A 20,045-nucleotide genomic window follows, 5' to 3' on the forward strand; every position below is an offset into this window, starting at 1 on the left:
GTGCTGCGGCTCTCAGGACCGCTTCAGTCCTGGGGTGTGTCCAGCCGTTTCGTTCGGCGCACGACGGAGAGCCAGCCCTCGAAGAGTGGAGTCGTGGGTCTGCTGGCCGCAGCAACCGGGCGGCGTCGGACCGACCCGATCGAGGACCTCCTCACGTTGCGGTTCGGTGTTCGAGTCGATCAGCCGGGTCGGCTGGTGCGCGACTTCCAGACCGCCCGAACCGTGGACGGTGCCCGCTCGATGCCGCTGTCGTACCGCTTCTACCTCGCCGACGCGGCGTTCCTCGCTGTCGTCGAAGGCGAGAACGACTTCATCGACCAGCTCGACGATGCCCTCCGCCACCCGGTGTTCCCGCTCTACCTCGGGCGTCGATCCTGCCCCCCGGCTGGCCCTCTCACGCTCGGCACGCGACGCGGCGCCTCTGTCGCGGACGTTCTCGGCACCGAACCGTGGCGAGCTGCTCCTTGGTGGCAGCGGACGTTTCGCTCTCCGACCGTGACACTCGAGACGGTCGTCGACGCGGAACCGGGCGCCGCGGACGGGGCGACCGTCGCCGATCTCCCGATCAGCTTCGACCCGGAACGGCGACTGTACGGACTGAGGACGGTCGAGCGTGGCACCGTGACCGTCGCCAATCCGACCTTCGTCGAGCACGCGCCCGACGACGACCCACACCAGCCGATGGCCGCGCTCGGAGGAATCTGATGCACCTGACGCAGTTCGAGATCAACCCGGCGCGACGCGGCGCCCAGAAGCTCCTCGGCTCGCCCCAAGCGATGCACGCCGCCGTCCTCGCCGGGTTCCCGGGTGACGACGTGGGTCGCGGGCGAATCCTGTGGCGCGTTGACTCCGGTCCTCGACACACCTACCTGTACGTGTCGAGCGTGCGCCGACCGGACCTGACCCACCTGGTCGAGCAAGCCGGTTGGCCCACGACCGCGACATGGTCCACCGGCGATCTGAGCGGTCTCCTGGATAGTCTGGCCGTGGGCCAGGAGTGGGGCTTCAGACTCACCGCCAACCCGACGCGATCCACCCGCGTCGGCGACCGCGAGCGTTCCCAGCGTGTCGGGTGCGTGACGGCCGAGCACCAGCTGGACTGGTTCCTCACACGGGTCGCGCGGTGGGGCATCAGGATCCCGACCAGCGGCGGTTCCCCTTCTGTGATGGTGAACCGGCGTGACGTGCGCTCATTCCGTCGGCAGGACGACCGCGTCACCCTCGCCATGGCCACGTTCGACGGTCGTCTCGAGGTCGTCGACCCTGACCTGCTCCGCGCGGCAATGGTCGACGGAATCGGCCCGGCCAAGGCGTACGGATGTGGACTCCTGACCTTGGCGCCCCTGGGCCGGGCCTGATGCCTGGCGGCGGGCCGCGTCCGGCGAGGGTCTCTGAGCTCCTGCGGGCCCAGGACCGCCTGACGTTCATCTACGTCGAGCATGCGGTCATCCACCGTGATGCGAACGCCATCACGAGCACGGACGCCAGAGGGACGGTTCACATACCGGCGGCGACGCTCGGAGCGCTCATCCTCGGGCCCGGCACGACCGTGAGTCATCAGGCGATGACGTTGCTCGCGGACAGCGGATCCACCGCTGTGTGGGTGGGGGGAGAGAGGCATCCGCTACTACGCCCACGGGCGCCCGCTCGCGCGCTCGACGCGGCTCCTGGACGAGCAAGCGCGCCTGGTCAGCAACCGGACCTCGCGGCTGGCCGTCGCTCGTCAGATGTACGCGATGCGATTCGCCGGTGAGGACACGTCGAGGTTGACGATGCAACAGCTCCGCGGGCGGGAGGGCGCTCGGGTCCGTGCCGCGTACCGCGCCGAGAGCGAACGCACCGGTGTTCGCTGGCGGTCACGCGACTACCGTCCTGACGACTTCGAGGCATCCGACCCCGTCAATCAGGCGCTCTCTGCGGCCAACACTGCGCTCTACGGTGCCGTCCACGCGGTTGTCGTCGCCCTCGGCTGCGCCCCCGGTCTCGGGTTCGTCCATACGGGCCATGACCGCCCATTCGTCTACGACATCGCTGACCTCTACAAGGCCGACACGTCGATCCCGGCCGCGTTCGAGATGGCGAGCCACGACCTCGGAGACATCGGCGCAACCACCCGCAGGCACATGAGGGACCGGATGAATGCCGAGCACATCCTCGAGCGCGCGGTGAGGGATATCCACACCCTGCTCCTCGGCGAGGTCGACGGCAACGACGCGTGGGGCGACGTCGAGGTGATCTCGCTGTGGGACGACAAGGCGCGGGCCGTTGCCGGTGGGACCAACTACGACGATCTCGACTGGTGATCCTGTGGTCGTCATCGTTCTGACAGCGTGCCCGACAGGTCTCCGCGGATACCTCACCCGGTGGTTCATCGAGGTCTCTCCCGGGGTGTTCGTCGGTCGGGTGCCGTCCCGGGTCCGCGACAAGGCCTGGGACCGCGTCGTCGAGATGATCGGGCACGGCCGCGCGCTCCTCGTCCATTCCGCGCCCGGGGAACAGGGGCTTGCGTTCCGCACCCACGGTCATGACTGGAAGCCGGTCGACTTCGACGGAATTCAGCTCATGATGCGAAGGAACCCGGGCGGAGCAGCGGTGGCCGGCGCCGGATCCGTGGCGCCGGAAGACGCGGGCAGCAGTTCGAACGCTCCACCCGGGTGGAGCTCTGCGGCACGCCGACGGAGATTCGGAAGGTCGAGCCCGCGCTCGTGAGTCGGGCAGCAAGTGAACAGCCAGCTGGGCATCGGCGTGTATCGTCGCAGGTCAGGAAGAGCCGTCCCCGCGCGAGCGGGGGTGATCCCAGGTCGAGGATCCGTGGCCCGCTCATGACTGCGCCGTCCCCGCGCGAGCGGGGGTGATCCCCGGTGACCACGCGCGCCGGCAGGGACGCGTAGGCCGTCCCCGCGCGAGCGGGGGTGATCCCTGGCTCTGAGCCGTCGTGAAGTCGGAGATCGAGCCGTCCCCGCGCGAGCGGGGGTGATCCCGGGAGCGCGGACAGACCGTCAGCCAGGTCACGGCCGTCCCCGCGCGAGCGGGGGTGATCCCGCAGGTCGGTGGTCATGCGGCGCTCCTGGGGTGCCGTCCCCGCGCGAGCGGGGGTGATCCGGGCTCAGACGAGCCCGCGCACGCGAACCTCGAGCCGTCCCCGCGCGAGCGGGGGTGATCCCATGCCCGCGATGTCCCGGGCGAGCCGGTCGAAGCCGTCCCCGCGCGAGCGGGGGTGATCCACTGTCTGAAGGTTGATCCCGAGCTTCTTTGCATGCCGTCCCCGCGCGAGCGGGGGTGATCCCGTGCCCCCGGTCGGGCTGCCGGTGACGGCGATGCCGTCCCCGCGCGAGCGGGGGTGATCCGAAGCCGCCCTCCCCGACCTCGGTCCTCCCGCAGCCGTCCCCGCGCGAGCGGGGGTGATCCCCGGACACTCCATGTCCCCGCTGGGAGGTAGATGCCGTCCCCGCGCGAGCGGGGGTGATCCTGCACGCGCTCCGACCACGACTGCGAGTCACCGGCCGTCCCCGCGCGAGCGGGGGTGATCCCTCGGTCGCCGACTCCACCTCGCGCATCTGGGGGCCGTCCCCGCGCGAGCGGGGGTGATCCTGGCGGCAAGAGCGTCCTCCGGCGAGACGTTGTGCCGTCCCCGCGCGAGCGGGGGTGATCCCGAGCCGTCGGCGTCCTGGACGGCCTGGCGCCAGCCGTCCCCGCGCGAGCGGGGGTGATCCGATCCTGGACTGGATGAACGCGAACCAGCCCGCGCCGTCCCCGCGCGAGCGGGGGTGATCCTCTGCCCGACCTGTCCAGCCTGGCCGACAAGTCGGCCGTCCCCGCGCGAGCGGGGGTGATCCCACGATCAACTACCGCAACAGCGGTGTGGAGGCGCCGTCCCCGCGCGAGCGGGGGTGATCCCGTCACCCCGGGCGACGATGCCGGTGTATGCCAGCCGTCCCCGCGCGAGCGGGGGTGATCCGGAGCAGTCGGCGGACCGTGGACGTCGAGTGCGGCCGTCCCCGCGCGAGCGGGGGTGATCCCTACAACGGCGACGTCCGCGCCGAGCTGCTCGCGCCGTCCCCGCGCGAGCGGGGGTGATCCCCCGAACGGTGTGGCGACCATGTCCGACGGGGCGCCGTCCCCGCGCGAGCGGGGGTGATCCCCGGGCGGGGCCGCTCACCCCGAGCCCGTCGACGCCGTCCCCGCGCGAGCGGGGTGATCCCCGGTGCAGGCGCACCAGGTCGAAGGAGCTGCAGCCGTCCCCGCGCGAGCGGGGGTGATCCCACCTCGTTGTCGGTGGTCCCCCAGATGACGCAGCCGTCCCCGCGCGAGCGGGGTGATCCCTGGGCGGCGGTGACCCCGCCGGGGCGCGCAGCGCCGTCCCCGCGCGAGCGGGGGTGATCCGGGCACGCGTCCGGGCACCAAGTGTCGCGGATCGCCGTCCCCGCGCGAGCGGGGGTGATCCCTGGTCCTGCTGTCCGTCATCATGGTCGGCCAGGCCGTCCCCGCGCGAGCGGGGGTGATCCGATGGCGCTGACGGTGGGGGGAGGTCGACAGGTTGCCGTCCCCGCGCGAGCGGGGGTGATCCCTCCTTGCCGTGCACGAGTCCGGCCACGTCGCTGCCGTCCCCGCGCGAGCGGGGGTGATCCCGAGACGACGGTCCTCCTGGATGCGGTTGCGTGGCCGTCCCCGCGCGAGCGGGGGTGATCCCGGGCGCGAGATCCCGCGCTGCTCGTACGCGTCGCCGTCCCCGCGCGAGCGGGGGTGATCCGTTCACTCGTGGGACCGGGTGCTCACGCAAGTGGCCGTCCCCGCGCGAGCGGGGGTGATCCGGACGTGACCTACGAGGTGTTCCGTGAGGGCGTGCCGTCCCCGCGCGAGCGGGGGTGATCCCGCCGTGCGCAACGCGCGCCTGAGGGCCCTGTCGCCGTCCCCGCGCGAGCGGGGGTGATCCGGTCGAGTCGACGACCTTGAGGTGCGCAGTGTTGCCGTCCCCGCGCGAGCGGGGGTGATCCGGCGCACGATGCGCCCACCTGGTGTGGCCGGGAGCCGTCCCCGCGCGAGCGGGGGTGATCCCTGCTCGTCGGTCATGTCACGGAGCAGCTGAACGCCGTCCCCGCGCGAGCGGGGGTGATCCCGGCACCGGAGCGGGGGCCGTGCAGGTCACGCTGCCTCCCCGCGCGAGCGGGGGTGATCCCGTCGTCATGCCCGCATCGTCAGCGTGGGGGTGGCCGTCCCCGCGCGAGCGGGGGTGATCCGAACGGTCGCCCACGGGACATCAGTCAGGAGCAGCCGTCCCCGCGCGAGCGGGGGCGATCCCGCCGCCCGGTAGGCTGCGGAGCTCGAGGATGCGCCGTCCCCGCGCGAGCGGGGGTGATCCCGGCCTGCGGGTAGCCACCACCTGCGAGGGCTGGCCGTCCCCGCGCGAGCGGGGGTGATCCACGGGCGCATCGTCGAGGCCGAGGGCAGCGGCGCGCCGTCCCCGCGCGAGCGGGGGTGATCCCACGTTCACGACCCGCAACCCGTGACCCGGGAGGCCGTCCCCGCGCGAGCGGGGGTGATCCGGCCCTCATGAAGGCCGTGCACGCCGAGATCATGCCGTCCCCGCGCGAGCGGGGGTGATCCCCACTTCGACGCGCGCACGAGCCCTCCCGGGAAGCCGTCCCCGCGCGAGCGGGGGTGATCCGACCACCGGGTCGACCTGGTGCGACGCGCAGCTGCCGTCCCCGCGCGAGCGGGGGTGATCCGATCGGGGCCCCCGCGACGAAGGATGGCCGCCAGCCGTCCCCGCGCGAGCGGGGGTGATCCCGACACCAGCGCGTCGACGAGGTCCCCGGGATGGCCGTCCCCGCGCGAGCGGGGGTGATCCCCGCGGCCGTGCGCTGTCCGCGCAGGACGCGCAGCCGTCCCCGCGCGAGCGGGGGTGATCCCTCGCGGAGATCAGCGATCTCCTTCGCAACGGCGCCGTCCCCGCGCGAGCGGGGGTGATCCCATCTTGAGCAGCACGGTGTGAGCCCTGTGCGCGGCCGTCCCCGCGCGAGCGGGGTGATCCCTGCTGCAACCCGGAGCCTTGGACCGAGTTGCCGCCGTCCCCGCGCGAGCGGGGGTGATCCCGCGATCTCGGGGCCGTTGATGACGGCCGTGAGGCCGTCCCCGCGCGAGCGGGGGTGATCCCGACGTGGTCGACAGTTCTCGTTCTGCCGGGTCGCCGTCCCCGCGCGAGCGGGGGTGATCCCATGCTCGGGTCCTTGAGGGCGGCGTCGAGCATGCCGTCCCCGCGCGAGCGGGGGTGATCCGCAGTCATGGAGCGCCTCGACCTGATGCGCAGCGCCATCCCCGCGCGAGCGGGGGTGATCCGGGATCATCGGCTCCTGACCCCAAGGGCGAGAAGCCGTCCCCGCGCGAGCGGGGGTGATCCCACGGTGGCCGCCGCCCTGGAGGCCGAGGCGCGGCCGTCCCCGCGCGAGCGGGGGTGATCCCATCGGTAACGCGATCAAGTACCTGTGGCGCGCGCCGTCCCCGCGCGAGCGGGGGTGATCCGTCGGGCTAGCGGCCCAGCCGAGTGGGCGTGAGGCCGTTCCCGCGCCAGCAGATGATTCGCTCAAGGCAACGGCCAGCGACACCTCCGCGTCTCTAGTCCGCGCGCGAGCGGTGACAGCCCTGGGCCATCGCCGCAGTGCCGCCAGGAACGACAACACCCCGACCCCCACCAGGGGGTCAGGGCGTGTGCTGGTGCCCGCGAAAGGATTCGAACCTTCGACCTTCTGCTCCGGAGGCAGACGCTCTATCCACTGAGCTACGCGGGCGCATGCCATGGTCTGGCACGGCCGCTCACACTACCAGCAGGGACCCGGCTCGTTGCACTTGAGTCCGTCCCCGCTCACTCCGCGTGGTCGCCGAGCAGCTCGGACAGGTACGTCGTCACCTCGCGTGCCGCCGAGGCCGCGTCACCGTTCGCGATCGCGTCAACCAGTCCGTCGTGGCTGTCGTCGCCGTGCTCGGGTGCGGTGAAGTTGAACCGGATGTTCTCGGTGATCGCGTCGAGCAGGTTCTCGTACAGGGAGAGCAGCACCGGGTTGCGGGCGGTGATCGCGATGGTGCGGTGCAGGTCGAGGTCCGTCGAGACCATCCGGTCGAGGTCGCCCTCGTGGTAGGCGGCGGCGCGCTCGTCGCGGAGCCGTCGCAGCAGGGCGATGTCCTTGTCGGTGCGCCGGCGTGCGGCGAGCCGGGCCGCCTCGACCTCGAGGCTCCGGCGCACCTCGACGACGTCGCGCTGACGGGCGTCGGCGATCTCGCGGCCGAACGTCACGGCCAGCTCGGACGCCGAGAGCACGTAGGTGCCCGATCCCTGACGGCGCTCGAGGAGCCCGGCGTGCACCAGGGACTGGACGGCCTCGCGCACCGTGTTGCGGCCGACGCCCAGGAGCTCGGTGAGCGCGGGCTCGGCGGGGATGCGGGAGCCGACCGGCCACTCGCCGGAGCTGATCCGGGAGCGGAGGCGGTGCACAGCAGCATCGATGAGACCGGTTCGACGAGTCATCCCAGGTATTCTCCGAATGTGAGGCGTGCTGCGAAGTCAACACCGTCCGGGCGCCTCGCGTCACCATTTCCGGTGACGAGCGCCACGAGCGGTCACCGTGGCGCGCCGCTCTCGGGCCGGTACGTCGTCCTCATCGGCATCGTCCTCGTCGCGCTGAACCTGCGGATCGCGGTCGCGGCGGTGTCGCCGATCCTCGACCTCGTCCGGTTGGACGTCGCGCTGGACGACGCGCAGGCGGGTCTTCTCGGGACGGTCCCGGTCATCATGTTCGCGCTGTTCGGCTCCCTGGCGCCGCTGCTCGCGCGGCGGTTCGCGATCGAGCCGGTGCTCGTCGTCGCGATGCTCGTCAGCGCCGGTGGCGAGATCGCCCGCTCGCAGGCGTCCGGGGCGGTGGAGTTCCTCGCCTGGTCCGCCGTCGCGCTCGCGGGGATGGGCATCGGGAACGTCCTGCTGCCGCCGCTCGTCAAGCGGTACTTCCCGGACCGGATCGGGCTGGTGACGGCCGTGTACTCGACGGCGCTCGCGGTGAGCACCATGGTGCCGCCGCTGCTCGCGGTCCCGGTCGCCCGGCAGATGGGATGGCGGGTGTCCCTCGGGGTCTGGGCCGTGGTCGGGGTCGCGGCGGCGCTCCCGTGGGTCGGCGTGATGGTGCAGTCGGCCGTCGCCCGGCGTCGGATGCGCGGGATCCTGGCGGCGGCGACCCAGCTTCGGCAGGGAGAGGCACCGACGCCCGCCAGGCCGGGACCCGCGCCGCTCGCCGGTGCACCCGTGGTCCCGACGGGCGCCGTCTGGCGCAGCCCGCTCGCGTGGGGCATGACGCTCATGTTCTCGATGAACTCGCTCAACGCGTACACGATGTTCGCCTGGCTTCCGCAGATCCTCGTCGACGCGGGCATCAGCGAGGCCGGGGCCGGCCGCTGGCTGGCCGTCTTCTCCCTGCTCGGTATCCCGACGTCTTTCGTCGTCCCGCTGCTCGCCACCCGGATGCGGAACCCGCTGGCGATCGTGATCGTGTTCGAGGCCTGCCTGGTGGCCGGCTACCTCGGGCTGATGCTGTCACCCGCCTCCGGGACCGCTGCGTGGACGCTCCTCGCCGGGCTCGGTCTCGGCACGTTCCCGCTCGCTCTCGCACTCATGAACCTGCGCACGCGGTCCGCGGCGGGCGCCGTGCAGCTCTCGGGCTTCAGCCAGGGGGTCGGTTACGCGATCGCGGGCGTCGGCCCCGTCCTCGTCGGCGTCCTGCACGCGGCCACCGGCGGGTGGACGGCGCCGTTCGTGTTGCTGTTCGTCTCGCTGGCCGTGCTGCTCGGCGGTGCGGTCGTGGCCTGCCGCCCGGTGATGCTCGAGGACACCTGGGAGCCCCGGACGGCCGCGTCGGACCCTGCCGTGGCGTCGGTAGGATCGACCGGTGACCCCCGCTGAGCTCTCCCTGGCCCTCCGCGCTGCGCTCGTGCGCGCCGTCGACGACGGAGCGGTCGACCTCGACCTCACCGCCCTGCCCGCCGAGCTGCACGTCGAGCGACCGCGCCAGCGCGAGCACGGCGACTGGGCGACGAACATCGCGATGCAGCTCGCGAAGAAGGCCGGCGTCGCGCCGCGCCTGATCGCCGAGGCCGTCGCGGTGCGCCTGCGCGAGACCCCCGGAGTGGCGTCGGTCGACGTCGCCGGGCCGGGCTTCCTCAACATCACCCTCGACACCGCGGCTGCGGGCGAGCTCGTCCGGTCGATCGTCGAGGCCGGTCCCGCCTACGGCCGCACGCAGGAGCTCGCCGGCGAGCGGGTGAACCTGGAGTTCGTCTCGGCGAACCCGACCGGGCCGATCCACATCGGTGGTGTGCGGTGGGCCGCTGTCGGCGACTCGCTCGCACGCGTGCTCCAGGCCGCCGGTGCCGAGGTCACACGGGAGTACTACTTCAACGACCACGGTGCGCAGATCGACCGGTTCGCCCGGTCGCTGCTCGCCCGGGCGCGCGGCGAGGAGGCACCCGAGGACGGCTACGGCGGCGCCTACATCGAGGAGATCGCCGGGGCGGTCGTCGCGGGAGAGCTGGCCGAGGGGCGTCCCGACCCCCGCACCCTGCCGGAGGCCGAGGCGCAGGAGGCCTTCCGCGCGGGCGGCGTCGACCGCATGTTCTCCGAGATCAAGGCATCTCTGCACGAGTTCGGCGTGGACTTCGACGTGTACTTCCACGAGGACGCGCTGCACGAGTCCGGAGCGGTCGAGCGCGCCGTCACCCGGTTGCGCGACCTCGGTCACATCTTCGAGGCCGACGGTGCGACGTGGTTGCGGACGACCGACTTCGGTGACGACAAGGACCGCGTCATCATCAAGTCCGACGGCGAGGCGGCCTACATCGCCGGTGACCTCGCCTACTACCTGGACAAGCGTGAGCGCGGGTTCGACCGCGTGATCATCATGCTCGGCGCGGACCACCACGGGTACATCGGCCGGATGATGGCGATGTGCGCGGCCTTCGGGGACGTTCCCGGGGTCAACCTCGAGATCCTCATCGGCCAGCTCGTCAACCTGCTCAAGGACGGCAAGCCGCTGCGGATGTCCAAGCGGGCCGGCACCGTCGTCACGCTCGAGGACCTCGTCGAGCTCGTCGGCGTGGACGCGGCGCGCTACTCGCTCGCCCGCTCGTCCGCGGACTCGAGCCTCGACATCGACCTCGACCTGCTGACCCGCGCGACCAACGAGAACCCGGTGTTCTACGTCCAGTACGCGCACGCCCGGACGGCCAACGTCGCACGCAACGCCGCCGACGCCGGGGTGCGCCGCGAGGACGGGTTCGACCCGTCGCTGCTCGACCATGAGAGCGAGGCCGTCCTCCTCGGTGCGCTGAGCGACTACCCGCGGGTGATCGCCCAGGCCGCGCGGCTGCGTGAGCCGCACCGCGTCGCCCGGTACCTCGAGACCCTCGCCGGCTCGTACCACAAGTGGTATGACCAGAAGCGCCGCGTGCTGCCGGTCGGCGACGAGGTCGTGACCGACGCGCACCGCACCCGGTTGTGGCTGAACGACGCGACGCGCCAGGTCCTGGCGAACGGTCTGGGGCTGCTGGGCGTCGGCGCACCGGACCGGATGTGAGCGCCGTGGCGGCCGACCGCCCCGGGGTCCCGGGTGAGGCGATCGACCTGACGAACCTCTGGTCGCGCAACGTCCGCAGGACCGGCGACGGCGTGCTCGAGGTCGCCGGCGTCGACGTCCTCCAGCTCGCCGCCGAGTACGGCACCCCGGCGTTCGTGATGGACGAGGACGACTTCCGGACCCGGGCCCGCGCGTACCGCGACGCGTTCACCGACGCATTCGCGCCCCTCGGCGTCACGGTCGACGTGTACTACGCCGGCAAGGCGTTCCTGTGCACCGCCGTCGCGCGCTGGGCGCACGAGGAGGGCCTGCGGGTCGACACCTGCACCGGCGGGGAGCTCGCGACGGCGCTGCGGGCGGGGGTCCCCGGCGCGCACATCGGGCTGCACGGCAACAACAAGTCGGACGACGAGATCGACCGTGCGGTCGAGGCGGGCATCGGCCGCCTCGTGCTGGACTCGTTGGGCGAGGTCGACAGGCTCGCCGAGGCCGGACGTCGCCACGGGCGGCGGGTCCCGGTGATGGTGCGGGTGACCACGGGCGTGCACGCGGGCGGCCACGAGTTCGTCGCGACCGCTCACGAGGACCAGAAGTTCGGTCTCTCGATCGCCGGCGGCCAGGCGATGGAGGGGCTGCTGGCGGTCCTGGAGCGACCCGAGCTCGAGCTCGTCGGCCTGCACTCGCACATCGGGTCGCAGATCTTCGACGCGTCGGCCTTCGAGGTCGCGACCGCCAAGGTGCTCGCGTTGCGCGCCGAGCTCGCCGACCGGACCGGGTACCTCGTGCCGGAGGTCGACCTCGGCGGCGGCTACGGCGTCGCGTACCTGCCGGGCGAGGTGACGGCCGACCCGGTCGAGGTCGCCCGGCGGATCGCGACTGTCGTCGGCAGCGACTGCGCCGCGCTGGGGACCCCGGTGCCACGGATCTCGGTCGAGCCCGGCCGTGCGATCGTCGCCCCGACGACGTTCACGCTCTACCGCGTCGGCGTCGTGAAGCCGGTGACGACGGACGACGGGACCGTGCGGACGTACGTCTCCGTCGACGGCGGGATGAGCGACAACCCGCGGCCCGTGCTGTACGAGGCCGGGTACACCGCTGAGCTCGCCTCACGCACCTCGGCCGCGGCGCCGGTGCGGGCGCGGGTCGTCGGCAAGCACTGCGAGAGCGGCGACGTCGTCGTCCACGACGCGGCGCTGCCGGCGGACATCGTCCCGGGAGACCTCGTCGCCACCCCGGTCACGGGCGCGTACGGCCGGTCGATGGCGAGCAACTACAACTCCGTCCCGCGGCCGCCGGTGCTCGCCGTCCGTGCGGGGACCGTCCGGGTGCTCGTCCGCCGCGAGACCGAGGAGGACCTGCTCGCTCTCGACGTCGGCTGAGCCCGCTCCGAATCGTCCGCGGACCGGTCACCGCCACCCGTATCCTGAGACGGCCCGCCCGCTCCGTGGTCAGGACGACGAGGATCGCCCGCAAGGACCACGCCGGGGGCGGTGGTCCGACGCCGGTCGTCGCGCGAGGACCGGCTCGACGATCGAGAAGAGGTGTCCACGCCGTGGCTGCAGCAACAGACGGGACCGTGCCCGCGCTCCGCGTCGCCGTGCTCGGATGCGGTGTCGTCGGGACCGAGGTCGTCCGCCTGCTGACGACCCAGGCCGACGACCTCGCCGCCCGGGTCGGCGCACCGCTCGAGCTGATCGGCATCGCGGTCCGCGACCTCGAGGTAGAACGCGACCCGGCGGTCGACCGCTCCCTGCTCACGACCGACGCCGAGGATCTCGTCACCCGTGCGGACATCGTGGTCGAGCTCATCGGCGGCATCGAGCCGGCGCGGAGCCTCCTGCTGCGGGCGATCGCCTCCGGGGCAGCGGCCGTCACCGCGAACAAGGCGCTGCTCGCCGCCGATGGACCGACCCTCTACTCCGCCGCCGACGCGGCCGGGGTCGACCTGTACTTCGAGGCGGCGGTCGCCGGTGCGATCCCCCTGGTCCGGCCGGTCCGCGAGTCGCTCACCGGCGACCGCATCCAGCGCGTGCTCGGGATCGTCAACGGCACGACGAACTACGTCCTCGACGAGATGGCCACGCGCGGCCTCGAGCTCGACCAGGCCGTCAAGCAGGCGCAGGAGCTCGGCTACGCCGAGGCGGACCCGACCGCCGACGTCGAGGGTTTCGACGCGGCGGCGAAGGCGGCGATCCTCGCGTCCCTCGCGTTCCACACCCGCGTCTCGCTCGCCGACGTCCACCGGGAGGGCATCACCGGGATCACCGCGGACGACGTCTCCTCGGCCGAGCGCACCGGGCACGTGATCAAGCTGCTCGCCATCGCCGAGCGCACCGACGGCGGGGTGATCGCCCGGGTGCATCCGGCGCTCGTCCCGCTGTCGCACCCGCTCGCCGGTGTGCGCGGAGCCTTCAACGCGGTGTTCATCGAGGCCGAGGCCGCCGGCGAGCTGATGTTCTACGGTCGTGGCGCCGGTGGTGCGCCCACCGCGTCGGCTGTCCTGGGCGACCTCGTGTCCGCCGGTCGGCACCGGGTGCACGGCGGGCTCGGACCGTCGGAGTCGAGCTACGCCGCCCTGCCGGTGCTGCCGATCTCGGGCGCGCTGACCCGGTACCAGGTGCGGCTCGACGTGGCGGACCGGCCCGGTGTCCTGTCGCAGGTCGCGGCGGTGTTCGCCGAGCACGGCGTGTCGATCGAAGGGGTGCGCCAGACGCAGGACCCCGCACGCTCGGTCCGCGCCGGTGAGCACCCCGAGTACGTCGCGTGGCTGATCATCAGCACGCACACCGCGCCGGAGGAGGCGCTCGCCGCCACGGTCCGCGCCGTCAGCACGCTCGACGTGGTCCACCGGATCACGTCCGTCCTGAGAGTCGAGGGAGCCTGATGGCCCACCAGTGGCGCGGCGTGATCGCCGAGTACGCCGAGTACCTTCCCGCGCACGTGCAGACCCGCGTCGTGACCCTGGGGGAGGGAGGCACACCTCTCGTGCCCGCACCGGCGCTGTCCGCGGCGACGGGCGCCGACGTCTACCTCAAGGTCGAGGGGATGAACCCGACCGGCTCGTTCAAGGACCGCGGCATGACGACCGCGATCTCCGCCGCGGCCGGGCGCGGCGCGCGCGCCGTCGTGTGCGCGTCGACGGGGAACACCTCGGCCTCGGCCGCGGCGTACGCCACGGCCGCCGGCATGCGCTGCGCGGTCCTCGTGCCGGACGGCAAGATCGCGATGGGCAAGCTCAGCCAGGCGATCGCCCACGGGGCGACCCTGCTCCAGGTCGACGGGAACTTCGACGACTGCCTCGTCGCGGCGCGCAAGCTCGCCGAGGCCTACCCGGTCGAGCTCGTGAACTCGGTGAACCCGGACCGCATCGAGGGCCAGAAGACGGGCGCGTTCGAGATCGTCGACGCGCTCGGCGACGCCCCGGACATCCACGCCCTCCCGGTCGGCAACGCCGGGAACATCACCGCGTACTGGAAGGGCTTCACCGAGTACGCGGCCGGCGGCCGCGCGACTCGCACGCCGGCGATGTGGGGCTTCCAGGCGGCCGGCGCGGCACCGATCGTGGCCGGTCACCCGATCACCGACCCGGAGACGATCGCCACGGCGATCCGGATCGGGAACCCCGCCTCGTGGACCCAGGCCGAGACCGCCCGCGACGACTCGGGCGGGCTGATCGAGGCGGTCACGGACGCGCAGATCCTTGCGGCGCACCGGTTCCTGTCGAGCAAGGTCGGCGTGTTCGTCGAGCCGGCGTCCGCCGCGGGTGTCGCGGGCATCCTCGCGCTCGCCGAGCAGGGCCGCGTGCCCGCCGGTGTGCGGATCGTCGTGACGGTCACCGGTCACGGGCTCAAGGACCCGCAGTGGGCGCTGCGGGACGCGGACGGTCGGGAGGTCGTCCCGGTGCGCATCCAGGCCGACGTCGTGGCGATCGCCGACGCCCTAGGCCTGGACTGAGCGGACGGCGCGCGGCGATGCGACTGGGTCATGACCACGTCCGGGTGCGCGTGCCGGCGACGAGCGCGAACCTCGGGCCGGGTTTCGACGCGCTGGGCCTGGCTCTCGGCCTGTACGACGACGTCGAGGTCCGGGCTCTGGGCACCGCGGAGGTGCGCGTCGAGGTGATCGGCGAGGGCGCCGGTGAGGTGCCTGACGGCGAGGACCACCTCGTGGTGCGTGCCCTCCGTGCGGCGCTCGACCTCGTCGGCGCGCCGCAGACGGGGCTGCACCTGGTGTGCCACAACCGGATCCCGCACGGGCGGGGCCTCGGCTCGTCGGCTGCCGCCGTCGTGGCGGGGGTGGTCGCCGCCCGTCACCTCATCGTGGATGCAGAGGCCCTCGACGACGACGTCGCGCTCGGGCTCGCCACGCAGATGGAGGGTCATCCCGACAACGCCGCCCCCGCCCTGCTCGGAGGGGCGACGGTCGCATGGACCGACCACGGCGTCCCGCACGCGGTGCCGCTCGAGGTGCACAGCGGCATCGTCCCGGTCGCCCTCGTCCCGGAGTCCCGGCTCGCGACACGCGTCGCGCGCGGTGTGCTGCCGACCGTGGTCCCGCACGCCGACGCCGCATCCCAGGCCGGCCGCGCGGCGCTCCTGGTGGAGGCGCTCGCCCGCCGACCCGAGATGCTGCTCGCCGCGACCGAGGATCTCCTGCACCAGCAGTACCGGGCCTCCGTGATGCCGGACTCGCTCGCCCTGGTGGACGCCTTGCGTCGACGGGGGGCGCGGCCGTGGTCTCGGGGGCGGGGCCGACGGTCCTGGTGCTGGCGCGCGAGACCGGGACCGGGGGCACCGACGCGGACGAGGCGATCGCTCAGACCTTCGGCGGCGCGATGGGCGGGTGGCGCCTGCTCCGGCTTGCCGTGGACCGCGAGGGTGTCCGTGCCAGCCGGGTCGGTGCGGTCCCGGGAGCGGGCTGATCGGTCCGTGCGCGGTGGTACGGTAGTCCTGCTCCCACGATCGTGCACCGGCTCCGGAATGACGGGCCGTGTCACCAGGGGGCACTCCAGCCCACGCCAGTCGACGTTGTCATACGCCGCGCGTGAGGCTCCAGCGATCCGGTCGATCTGTGCCGGGTCGTCGATCGCGGTCCGCATCTGAACGCCGGCCGCCGACGAGGGAAAGGGTCCTTCGTGACTGACACTGTCGAATCCACCACGCGCTCCGAGCACGGCACCGGTGGATCCGCCCGCGGCGCCATCTCCGCGATGCGCCTGCCCGAGCTCCAATCGCTCGCTGCCGAGCTCGGGGTCACGGGCACCTCCAAGATGCGCAAGAGCGACCTCCTGGACGCGATCAAGGAGCGGCGCGCCGGCGCGGCGCCCTCGGGTCGGTCCGCGGCGCGACGCACGGCCCCTGTGCCGGCCACCGTCGCGGTGGAGGCCGCCGGGCGCGTCGAACCGAACCACCAGGCCGAGTCGACCGGACGCGCGTCGTCGGGCGCCGAGGCGACGTCGAGCACCGAGAGGCCGTCGACGGCCGCGCCGAGCGGTCGTGCCGGGTCGAACGGCGAGCTCGATCTGGACACGCCTGCCGGAGCACGGTCGGGCGCCAGGACGACCACGCCCCCGGAGCACGGTGGCCCGGCAGGGGAGACTCGTGACGAGCGCGCCGCCCGCGCCGCCGCCGCCGTCGGCACCGTGGCAGCAGAGCGTCGTGGCTCGCGACGGTCCGGCCGCGGGGCAGGCGCGCCTGCCGGCGACGCTGCCGAGCTGACGTTGCCGCTCATCGTCGGGGCCCCCGAGCAGGTGCGCAGCGAGGCCCGTGCGGAGTCCGGGGAGAGCGGCGACGACCGTGGCGCTCGGCGCCAGAACGGCAGCCAGCAGCAGACCGCGCAGAGCAACCAGGCGCAGGCCAACCAGGCACCGGGCAACCAGCAGCAGGGTCAGGGCGTGCGCAACCGCCCGGCCGGTCAGGACGACGGCGACGAGGAGCGCGGCGGTCGTCGTCGTCGCTCGCGTGACCGGTACCGCGACCGCGACCGGTCGAAGCGCACGCGCGGCCCGCGTCCCGGTGGCAGCGAGCTCGTCGGCTACGACGAGGTCGAGATCGGCGAGGACGACATCCTGCTCCCGGTCGCCGGGATCCTCGACATCCTCGACAACTACGCGTTCGTCCGGACCTCGGGCTACCTTCCCGGTGCCAGCGACGTGTACGTCTCCCTCGGCCAGGTGAAGAAGGCCGGGCTGCGTCGGGGTGATGCCGTCACCGGTGCGGTTCGTCAGCCGCGTGAGGGCGACGTCCCGCCGCAGGGCAACACCGCACGGTCCAAGTTCAACGCCCTCGTGCGCCTGGACACCGTGAACGGGATGTCGCCGGACGAGGCGCGGAACCGCCCGGAGTTCGCGAAGCTGACCCCGCTGTACCCGCAGGCGCGGCTGCGGCTCGAGACCGAGCCGAACCAGCTGACCCCACGGGTGATCGACATCGTCGCGCCGATCGGCAAGGGCCAGCGCGGACTGATCGTCGCTCCGCCGAAGGCCGGCAAGACGATCATCATGCAGCAGATCGCCAACGCCATCACCACCAACAACCCTGAGGTCCACCTCATGGTCGTGCTCGTCGACGAGCGACCTGAAGAGGTCACCGACATGGAGCGGACCGTCAAGGGCGAGGTGATCGCGTCGACGTTCGACCGGCCCGCCTCCGACCACACGATCGTCGCCGAGCTCGCCATCGAGCGGGCCAAGCGTCTGGTCGAGCTCGGGCAGGACGTCGTCGTGCTGCTCGACTCGCTCACCCGGCTGTCGCGTGCGTACAACCTCGCGGCTCCGGCGTCCGGGCGCATCCTGTCCGGTGGTGTGGACGCGTCGGCGCTCTACCCGCCGAAGCGGTTCTTCGGAGCGGCGCGGAACATCGAGAACGGCGGCTCCCTGACGATCCTCGCCTCGGCGCTCGTCGAGACCGGGTCCAAGATGGACGAGGTCATCTTCGAGGAGTTCAAGGGCACCGGGAACATGGAGCTCCGGCTCTCCCGGTCGCTTGCGGACAAGCGGATCTTCCCGGCGGTGGACGTCAACGCGTCGGGCACCCGCCGCGAGGAGATCCTCATGCCGGCCGACGAGCTCAAGATCGTCTGGAAGCTGCGGCGCGTCATGGGTGCGCTCGACCAGCAGCAGGCCATCGAGCTCCTGCTCGGCAAGCTGCGCGAGACGAAGTCGAACGTCGAGTTCCTCCTCCAGGTGCAGAAGACGACGCCGTCGGGCAACGGTCATGGCGGTCACGGCGACACGTGAGCCTGACCGTGCCACCCGGCGTTGCCGAAGGGTCGCGCCGGGTGCCGACGGGCGGTGACGTGCGGCGCCGGCGTGCCGCTTGCGGGTGGGCACCGGGTGGCACGGCGACCGACCCGTCGCCCGAGCGCCCGACGCCGTCACCCCAGCAGGTCGAGGAGCCAGCCAGATGAGTGAGCCGTTCGCCGCAGCGATGCCGTTGCTGGCCGAGCACGCCGAGATCGAGCGCGCGCTCGCCGACCCGAGCGTGCACGCCGACGGCGGCCGCGCGCGGGCCCTCGGACGCCGGTACGCGGAGCTCCGCCAGGTCGTCGCGGCCTACCGGGCGTGGGAGCAGGCGAACGGCGACGCCGAGGCGGCAGCGGAGCTCGCGGAGGACGACGCATCCTTCGCGGTGGAGCTCCCTGAGCTGCAGGCGGCCGCCGACGAGGCCGCCGAACGTCTGCGGCGGGTGCTGATCCCTCGTGACCCGGACGACGGGCGGGACGTCATCCTGGAGATCAAGGCGGGCGAGGGCGGCGAGGAGTCGGCGCTGTTCGCGGGTGACCTGCTGCGCATGTACCTGCGGTACGCCGAGCGCCGGGGCTGGCGTACCGAGATCATCGAGGCCACCGAGTCGGACCTGGGCGGCTACAAGGACGTCCAGGTCGCGGTCAAGTCCCGCGGCGGCGCCCCGACGGACCCGGCCGATGGGGTGTGGGCGAACCTCAAGTACGAGGGCGGCGTGCACCGGGTGCAGCGGGTGCCGGTCACCGAGTCGCAGGGACGCATCCACACCTCGGCCGCCGGGGTGCTCGTGCTGCCCGAGGCCGACGACGTCGGTGAGGTCGAGATCGACGCCAACGACCTGCGGATCGACGTGTACCGCTCGTCGGGCCCCGGGGGTCAGTCCGTCAACACGACCGACTCCGCGGTGCGGATCACGCACCTGCCGACGGGGATCGTCGTGTCGATGCAGAACGAGAAGTCGCAGCTGCAGAACAAGGAGCAGGCGATGCGCGTGCTGCGCGCGCGACTGCTCGCCGCGCGGGCCGAGCAGGAGGCCGAGGCCGCCTCGGCGCAACGCCGCTCGCAGGTCCGGACGGTCGACCGCAGCGAGCGGATCCGGACGTACAACTTCCCCGAGAACCGGATCGCGGACCATCGGACGGGCTACAAGGCGTACAACCTGGACGCGGTCCTCGACGGCGACCTCGACCCGGTCGTGAGATCGGCGATCGAGGCCGACGAGGCCGCCCAGCTCGCGGTGCGCGAGGAGTGAGCGTCGCGCCGTCGCTGCGTCAGGCGTTGCGGGACGCCGCCGCGACGCTGGCCGACGCGGGTGTCCCCACGCCGGTGGTCGACGCCGAGCTCCTGGCGGCGTTCGCGCTCGGCCAGGAGCGCGGGCAGGAGGTGAGCCGCGGTGAGCTGCAGGCCGCGGCCGTCCTCGGTGCGCCCGTGCCGTCGGGGCTGGCGGCGCTCGTGCTCGCCCGCGCGCGACGCGTCCCGCTCCAGCACCTGACCGGTGTCGCGCCGTTCCGGGGACTCGATCTCGCCGTCGGGCCCGGGGTGTTCGTCCCGCGACCCGAGACGGAGCAGGTCGCCCAGCACGCGATCGACGAGGCCCGGTCGGTGGGAGCCGCACGCGGCCATGCCCTCGTCGTCGACCTCTGCACCGGGTCCGGCGCGATCGCTCTCGCTGTCGCGCACGAGGTCCCGACGGCCACGGTGCACGCCGTCGAGCTCGACGTCGACGCCCACCGCTGGGCGGCGCGGAACGTCGCACGTCGCCCCGACCGGGTCGTGCTGGTCCGGGGCGACGCACGGACGGCGCTGCGGGCGCTCGACGGCCAGGTCGACGTCGTGGTCTCCAACCCGCCGTACGTGCCCCCGGGTGCCGTCCCCGTCGACCAGGAGGTCGCCGACCACGACCCGGCGGTCGCCCTGTACGGTCTCGGCCCGGACGGCCTCGAGGTCCCGCGCGGGATCATCGCCGCCGCCGCGCGGCTGCTCCGCCCGGGAGGTCTGCTCGTGATGGAGCACGCCGAGGTCCAGGCCGTCGCCGCCCAGGAGGCCGTCCGCTCCACAGGCGCGTTCGAGCAGGTCGAGACCGCCGACGACCTCACCGGGCGCCCCCGCATGGTCGTCGCCAGACGCTCGTCCGGTGTCGCGAATGCCACCACCACCCAGTCGGACGTGGAACACTCGCGGACGTGACCGAG

At 72.9% G+C, this 20,045-nt stretch carries 13 protein-coding genes, 1 tRNA gene, 1 pseudogene and 1 CRISPR repeat array; of the genes and pseudogenes, 13 read left to right on the top strand and 2 right to left on the bottom strand.

Annotated elements, in window-relative coordinates:
* The 4 genes from cas5e to cas2e all read left to right on the top strand — a co-directional run bounded on the left by cas5e (position 1) and on the right by cas2e (position 2,709).
* On the top strand, positions 1-705 hold the full coding sequence (gene cas5e / locus LJB74_RS15855; RefSeq protein WP_259310381.1) for a type I-E CRISPR-associated protein Cas5/CasD: 705 nt from the start codon (positions 1-3) through the stop codon (positions 703-705).
* On the top strand, positions 705-1,358 hold the full coding sequence (gene cas6e, locus LJB74_RS15860) for a type I-E CRISPR-associated protein Cas6/Cse3/CasE (RefSeq protein ID WP_259309455.1): 654 nt from the start codon (positions 705-707) through the stop codon (positions 1,356-1,358). The genes cas5e and cas6e overlap by 1 nt, the downstream gene beginning before the upstream one ends.
* A 261-nt stretch (positions 1,359-1,619) precedes the next feature.
* Positions 1,620-2,303 (top strand): type I-E CRISPR-associated endonuclease Cas1e, encoded by a 684-nt coding sequence (gene cas1e / locus LJB74_RS15865; RefSeq protein WP_259310382.1) that lies wholly within the window; start codon positions 1,620-1,622, stop codon positions 2,301-2,303.
* Positions 2,304-2,307: 4 nt separating this feature from the next.
* A complete protein-coding gene (gene cas2e / locus LJB74_RS15870; protein ID WP_259309456.1) occupies positions 2,308-2,709 on the top strand; it encodes a type I-E CRISPR-associated endoribonuclease Cas2e in 402 nt (133 codons plus the stop codon).
* A 60-nt stretch (positions 2,710-2,769) separates the two neighbouring features.
* A CRISPR array of direct repeats spans positions 2,770-6,580; the repeat unit is 28 nt; unit sequence GCCGTCCCCGCGCGAGCGGGGGTGATCC.
* A gap of 129 nt (positions 6,581-6,709) precedes the next feature.
* Here the strand turns inward: cas2e and LJB74_RS15875 are convergent.
* Positions 6,710-6,785: transfer RNA gene (locus LJB74_RS15875), tRNA-Arg, on the bottom strand.
* A 74-nt stretch (positions 6,786-6,859) separates the two neighbouring features.
* Positions 6,860-7,519 carry a FadR/GntR family transcriptional regulator gene (locus tag LJB74_RS15880; protein WP_259309457.1) on the bottom strand — a complete coding sequence of 220 codons (660 nt, stop codon included), beginning with the start codon at positions 7,517-7,519 and terminating at the stop codon, positions 6,860-6,862.
* Positions 7,520-7,591: 72 nt separating this feature from the next.
* Between LJB74_RS15880 and LJB74_RS15885 the strand changes: the two genes are divergently transcribed.
* The 9 genes and pseudogenes from LJB74_RS15885 (at position 7,592) to prmC (ending at position 20,040) form a co-directional block, all read left to right on the top strand.
* Positions 7,592-8,941 carry an MFS transporter gene (locus LJB74_RS15885; protein ID WP_259309458.1) on the top strand — a complete coding sequence of 450 codons (1,350 nt, stop codon included), beginning with the start codon at positions 7,592-7,594 and terminating at the stop codon, positions 8,939-8,941.
* The gene (gene argS / locus LJB74_RS15890) at positions 8,928-10,610 is read left to right on the top strand and encodes an arginine--tRNA ligase (RefSeq protein WP_259309459.1); all 1,683 of its coding nucleotides are present in this window, start codon (positions 8,928-8,930) and stop codon (positions 10,608-10,610) included. The genes LJB74_RS15885 and argS overlap by 14 nt, the downstream gene beginning before the upstream one ends.
* 5 nt (positions 10,611-10,615) lie before the next feature.
* Complete coding sequence (lysA, locus tag LJB74_RS15895) at positions 10,616-11,989, top strand: diaminopimelate decarboxylase (protein WP_396125182.1); 1,374 nt, start codon at positions 10,616-10,618, stop codon at positions 11,987-11,989.
* A 173-nt stretch (positions 11,990-12,162) separates the two neighbouring features.
* Entirely contained in the window at positions 12,163-13,494 is a 1,332-nt protein-coding gene (locus LJB74_RS15900) for a homoserine dehydrogenase (protein WP_259309460.1), read from the top strand.
* Positions 13,494-14,564, top strand: a complete 1,071-nt coding sequence (gene thrC / locus LJB74_RS15905) for a threonine synthase (protein WP_259309461.1) — start codon at positions 13,494-13,496, stop codon at positions 14,562-14,564. Before LJB74_RS15900 ends, thrC begins: the two co-directional genes overlap by 1 nt.
* Before the next feature lie 17 nt (positions 14,565-14,581).
* Positions 14,582-15,531 (top strand): annotated as a pseudogene (gene thrB, locus LJB74_RS15910) (homoserine kinase).
* Positions 15,532-15,744: 213 nt separating this feature from the next.
* Entirely contained in the window at positions 15,745-17,847 is a 2,103-nt protein-coding gene (rho, locus tag LJB74_RS15915) for a transcription termination factor Rho (RefSeq protein WP_259309462.1), read from the top strand.
* A 166-nt stretch (positions 17,848-18,013) separates the two neighbouring features.
* Positions 18,014-19,105, top strand: coding sequence for a peptide chain release factor 1 (gene prfA, locus LJB74_RS15920; protein ID WP_259309463.1), 1,092 nt, complete (start codon positions 18,014-18,016; stop codon positions 19,103-19,105).
* Positions 19,102-20,040 (top strand): peptide chain release factor N(5)-glutamine methyltransferase, encoded by a 939-nt coding sequence (gene prmC / locus LJB74_RS15925; RefSeq protein ID WP_259309464.1) that lies wholly within the window; start codon positions 19,102-19,104, stop codon positions 20,038-20,040. The genes prfA and prmC overlap by 4 nt, the downstream gene beginning before the upstream one ends.
* The last annotated feature ends 5 nt before the right edge of the window (positions 20,041-20,045 follow it).

Origin of the sequence: Cellulomonas sp. P24 (assembly GCF_024704385.1) — a bacterium.
GTDB lineage: Bacteria > Actinomycetota > Actinomycetes > Actinomycetales > Cellulomonadaceae > JAJDFX01.

What these genes read in the sequence shown, in the direction of transcription:
- cas6e (WP_259309455.1), top strand. Translation starts at nt 705, where the DNA reads ATGCACCTGACGCAGTTCGAGATCAACCCGGCGCGACGCGGCGCCCAG.
- LJB74_RS15880 (WP_259309457.1), bottom strand. Translation starts at nt 7,519, where the DNA reads ATGACTCGTCGAACCGGTCTCATCGATGCTGCTGTGCACCGCCTCCGC.
- thrC (WP_259309461.1), top strand. Translation starts at nt 13,494, where the DNA reads ATGGCCCACCAGTGGCGCGGCGTGATCGCCGAGTACGCCGAGTACCTT.
- prfA (WP_259309463.1), top strand. Translation starts at nt 18,014, where the DNA reads ATGAGTGAGCCGTTCGCCGCAGCGATGCCGTTGCTGGCCGAGCACGCC.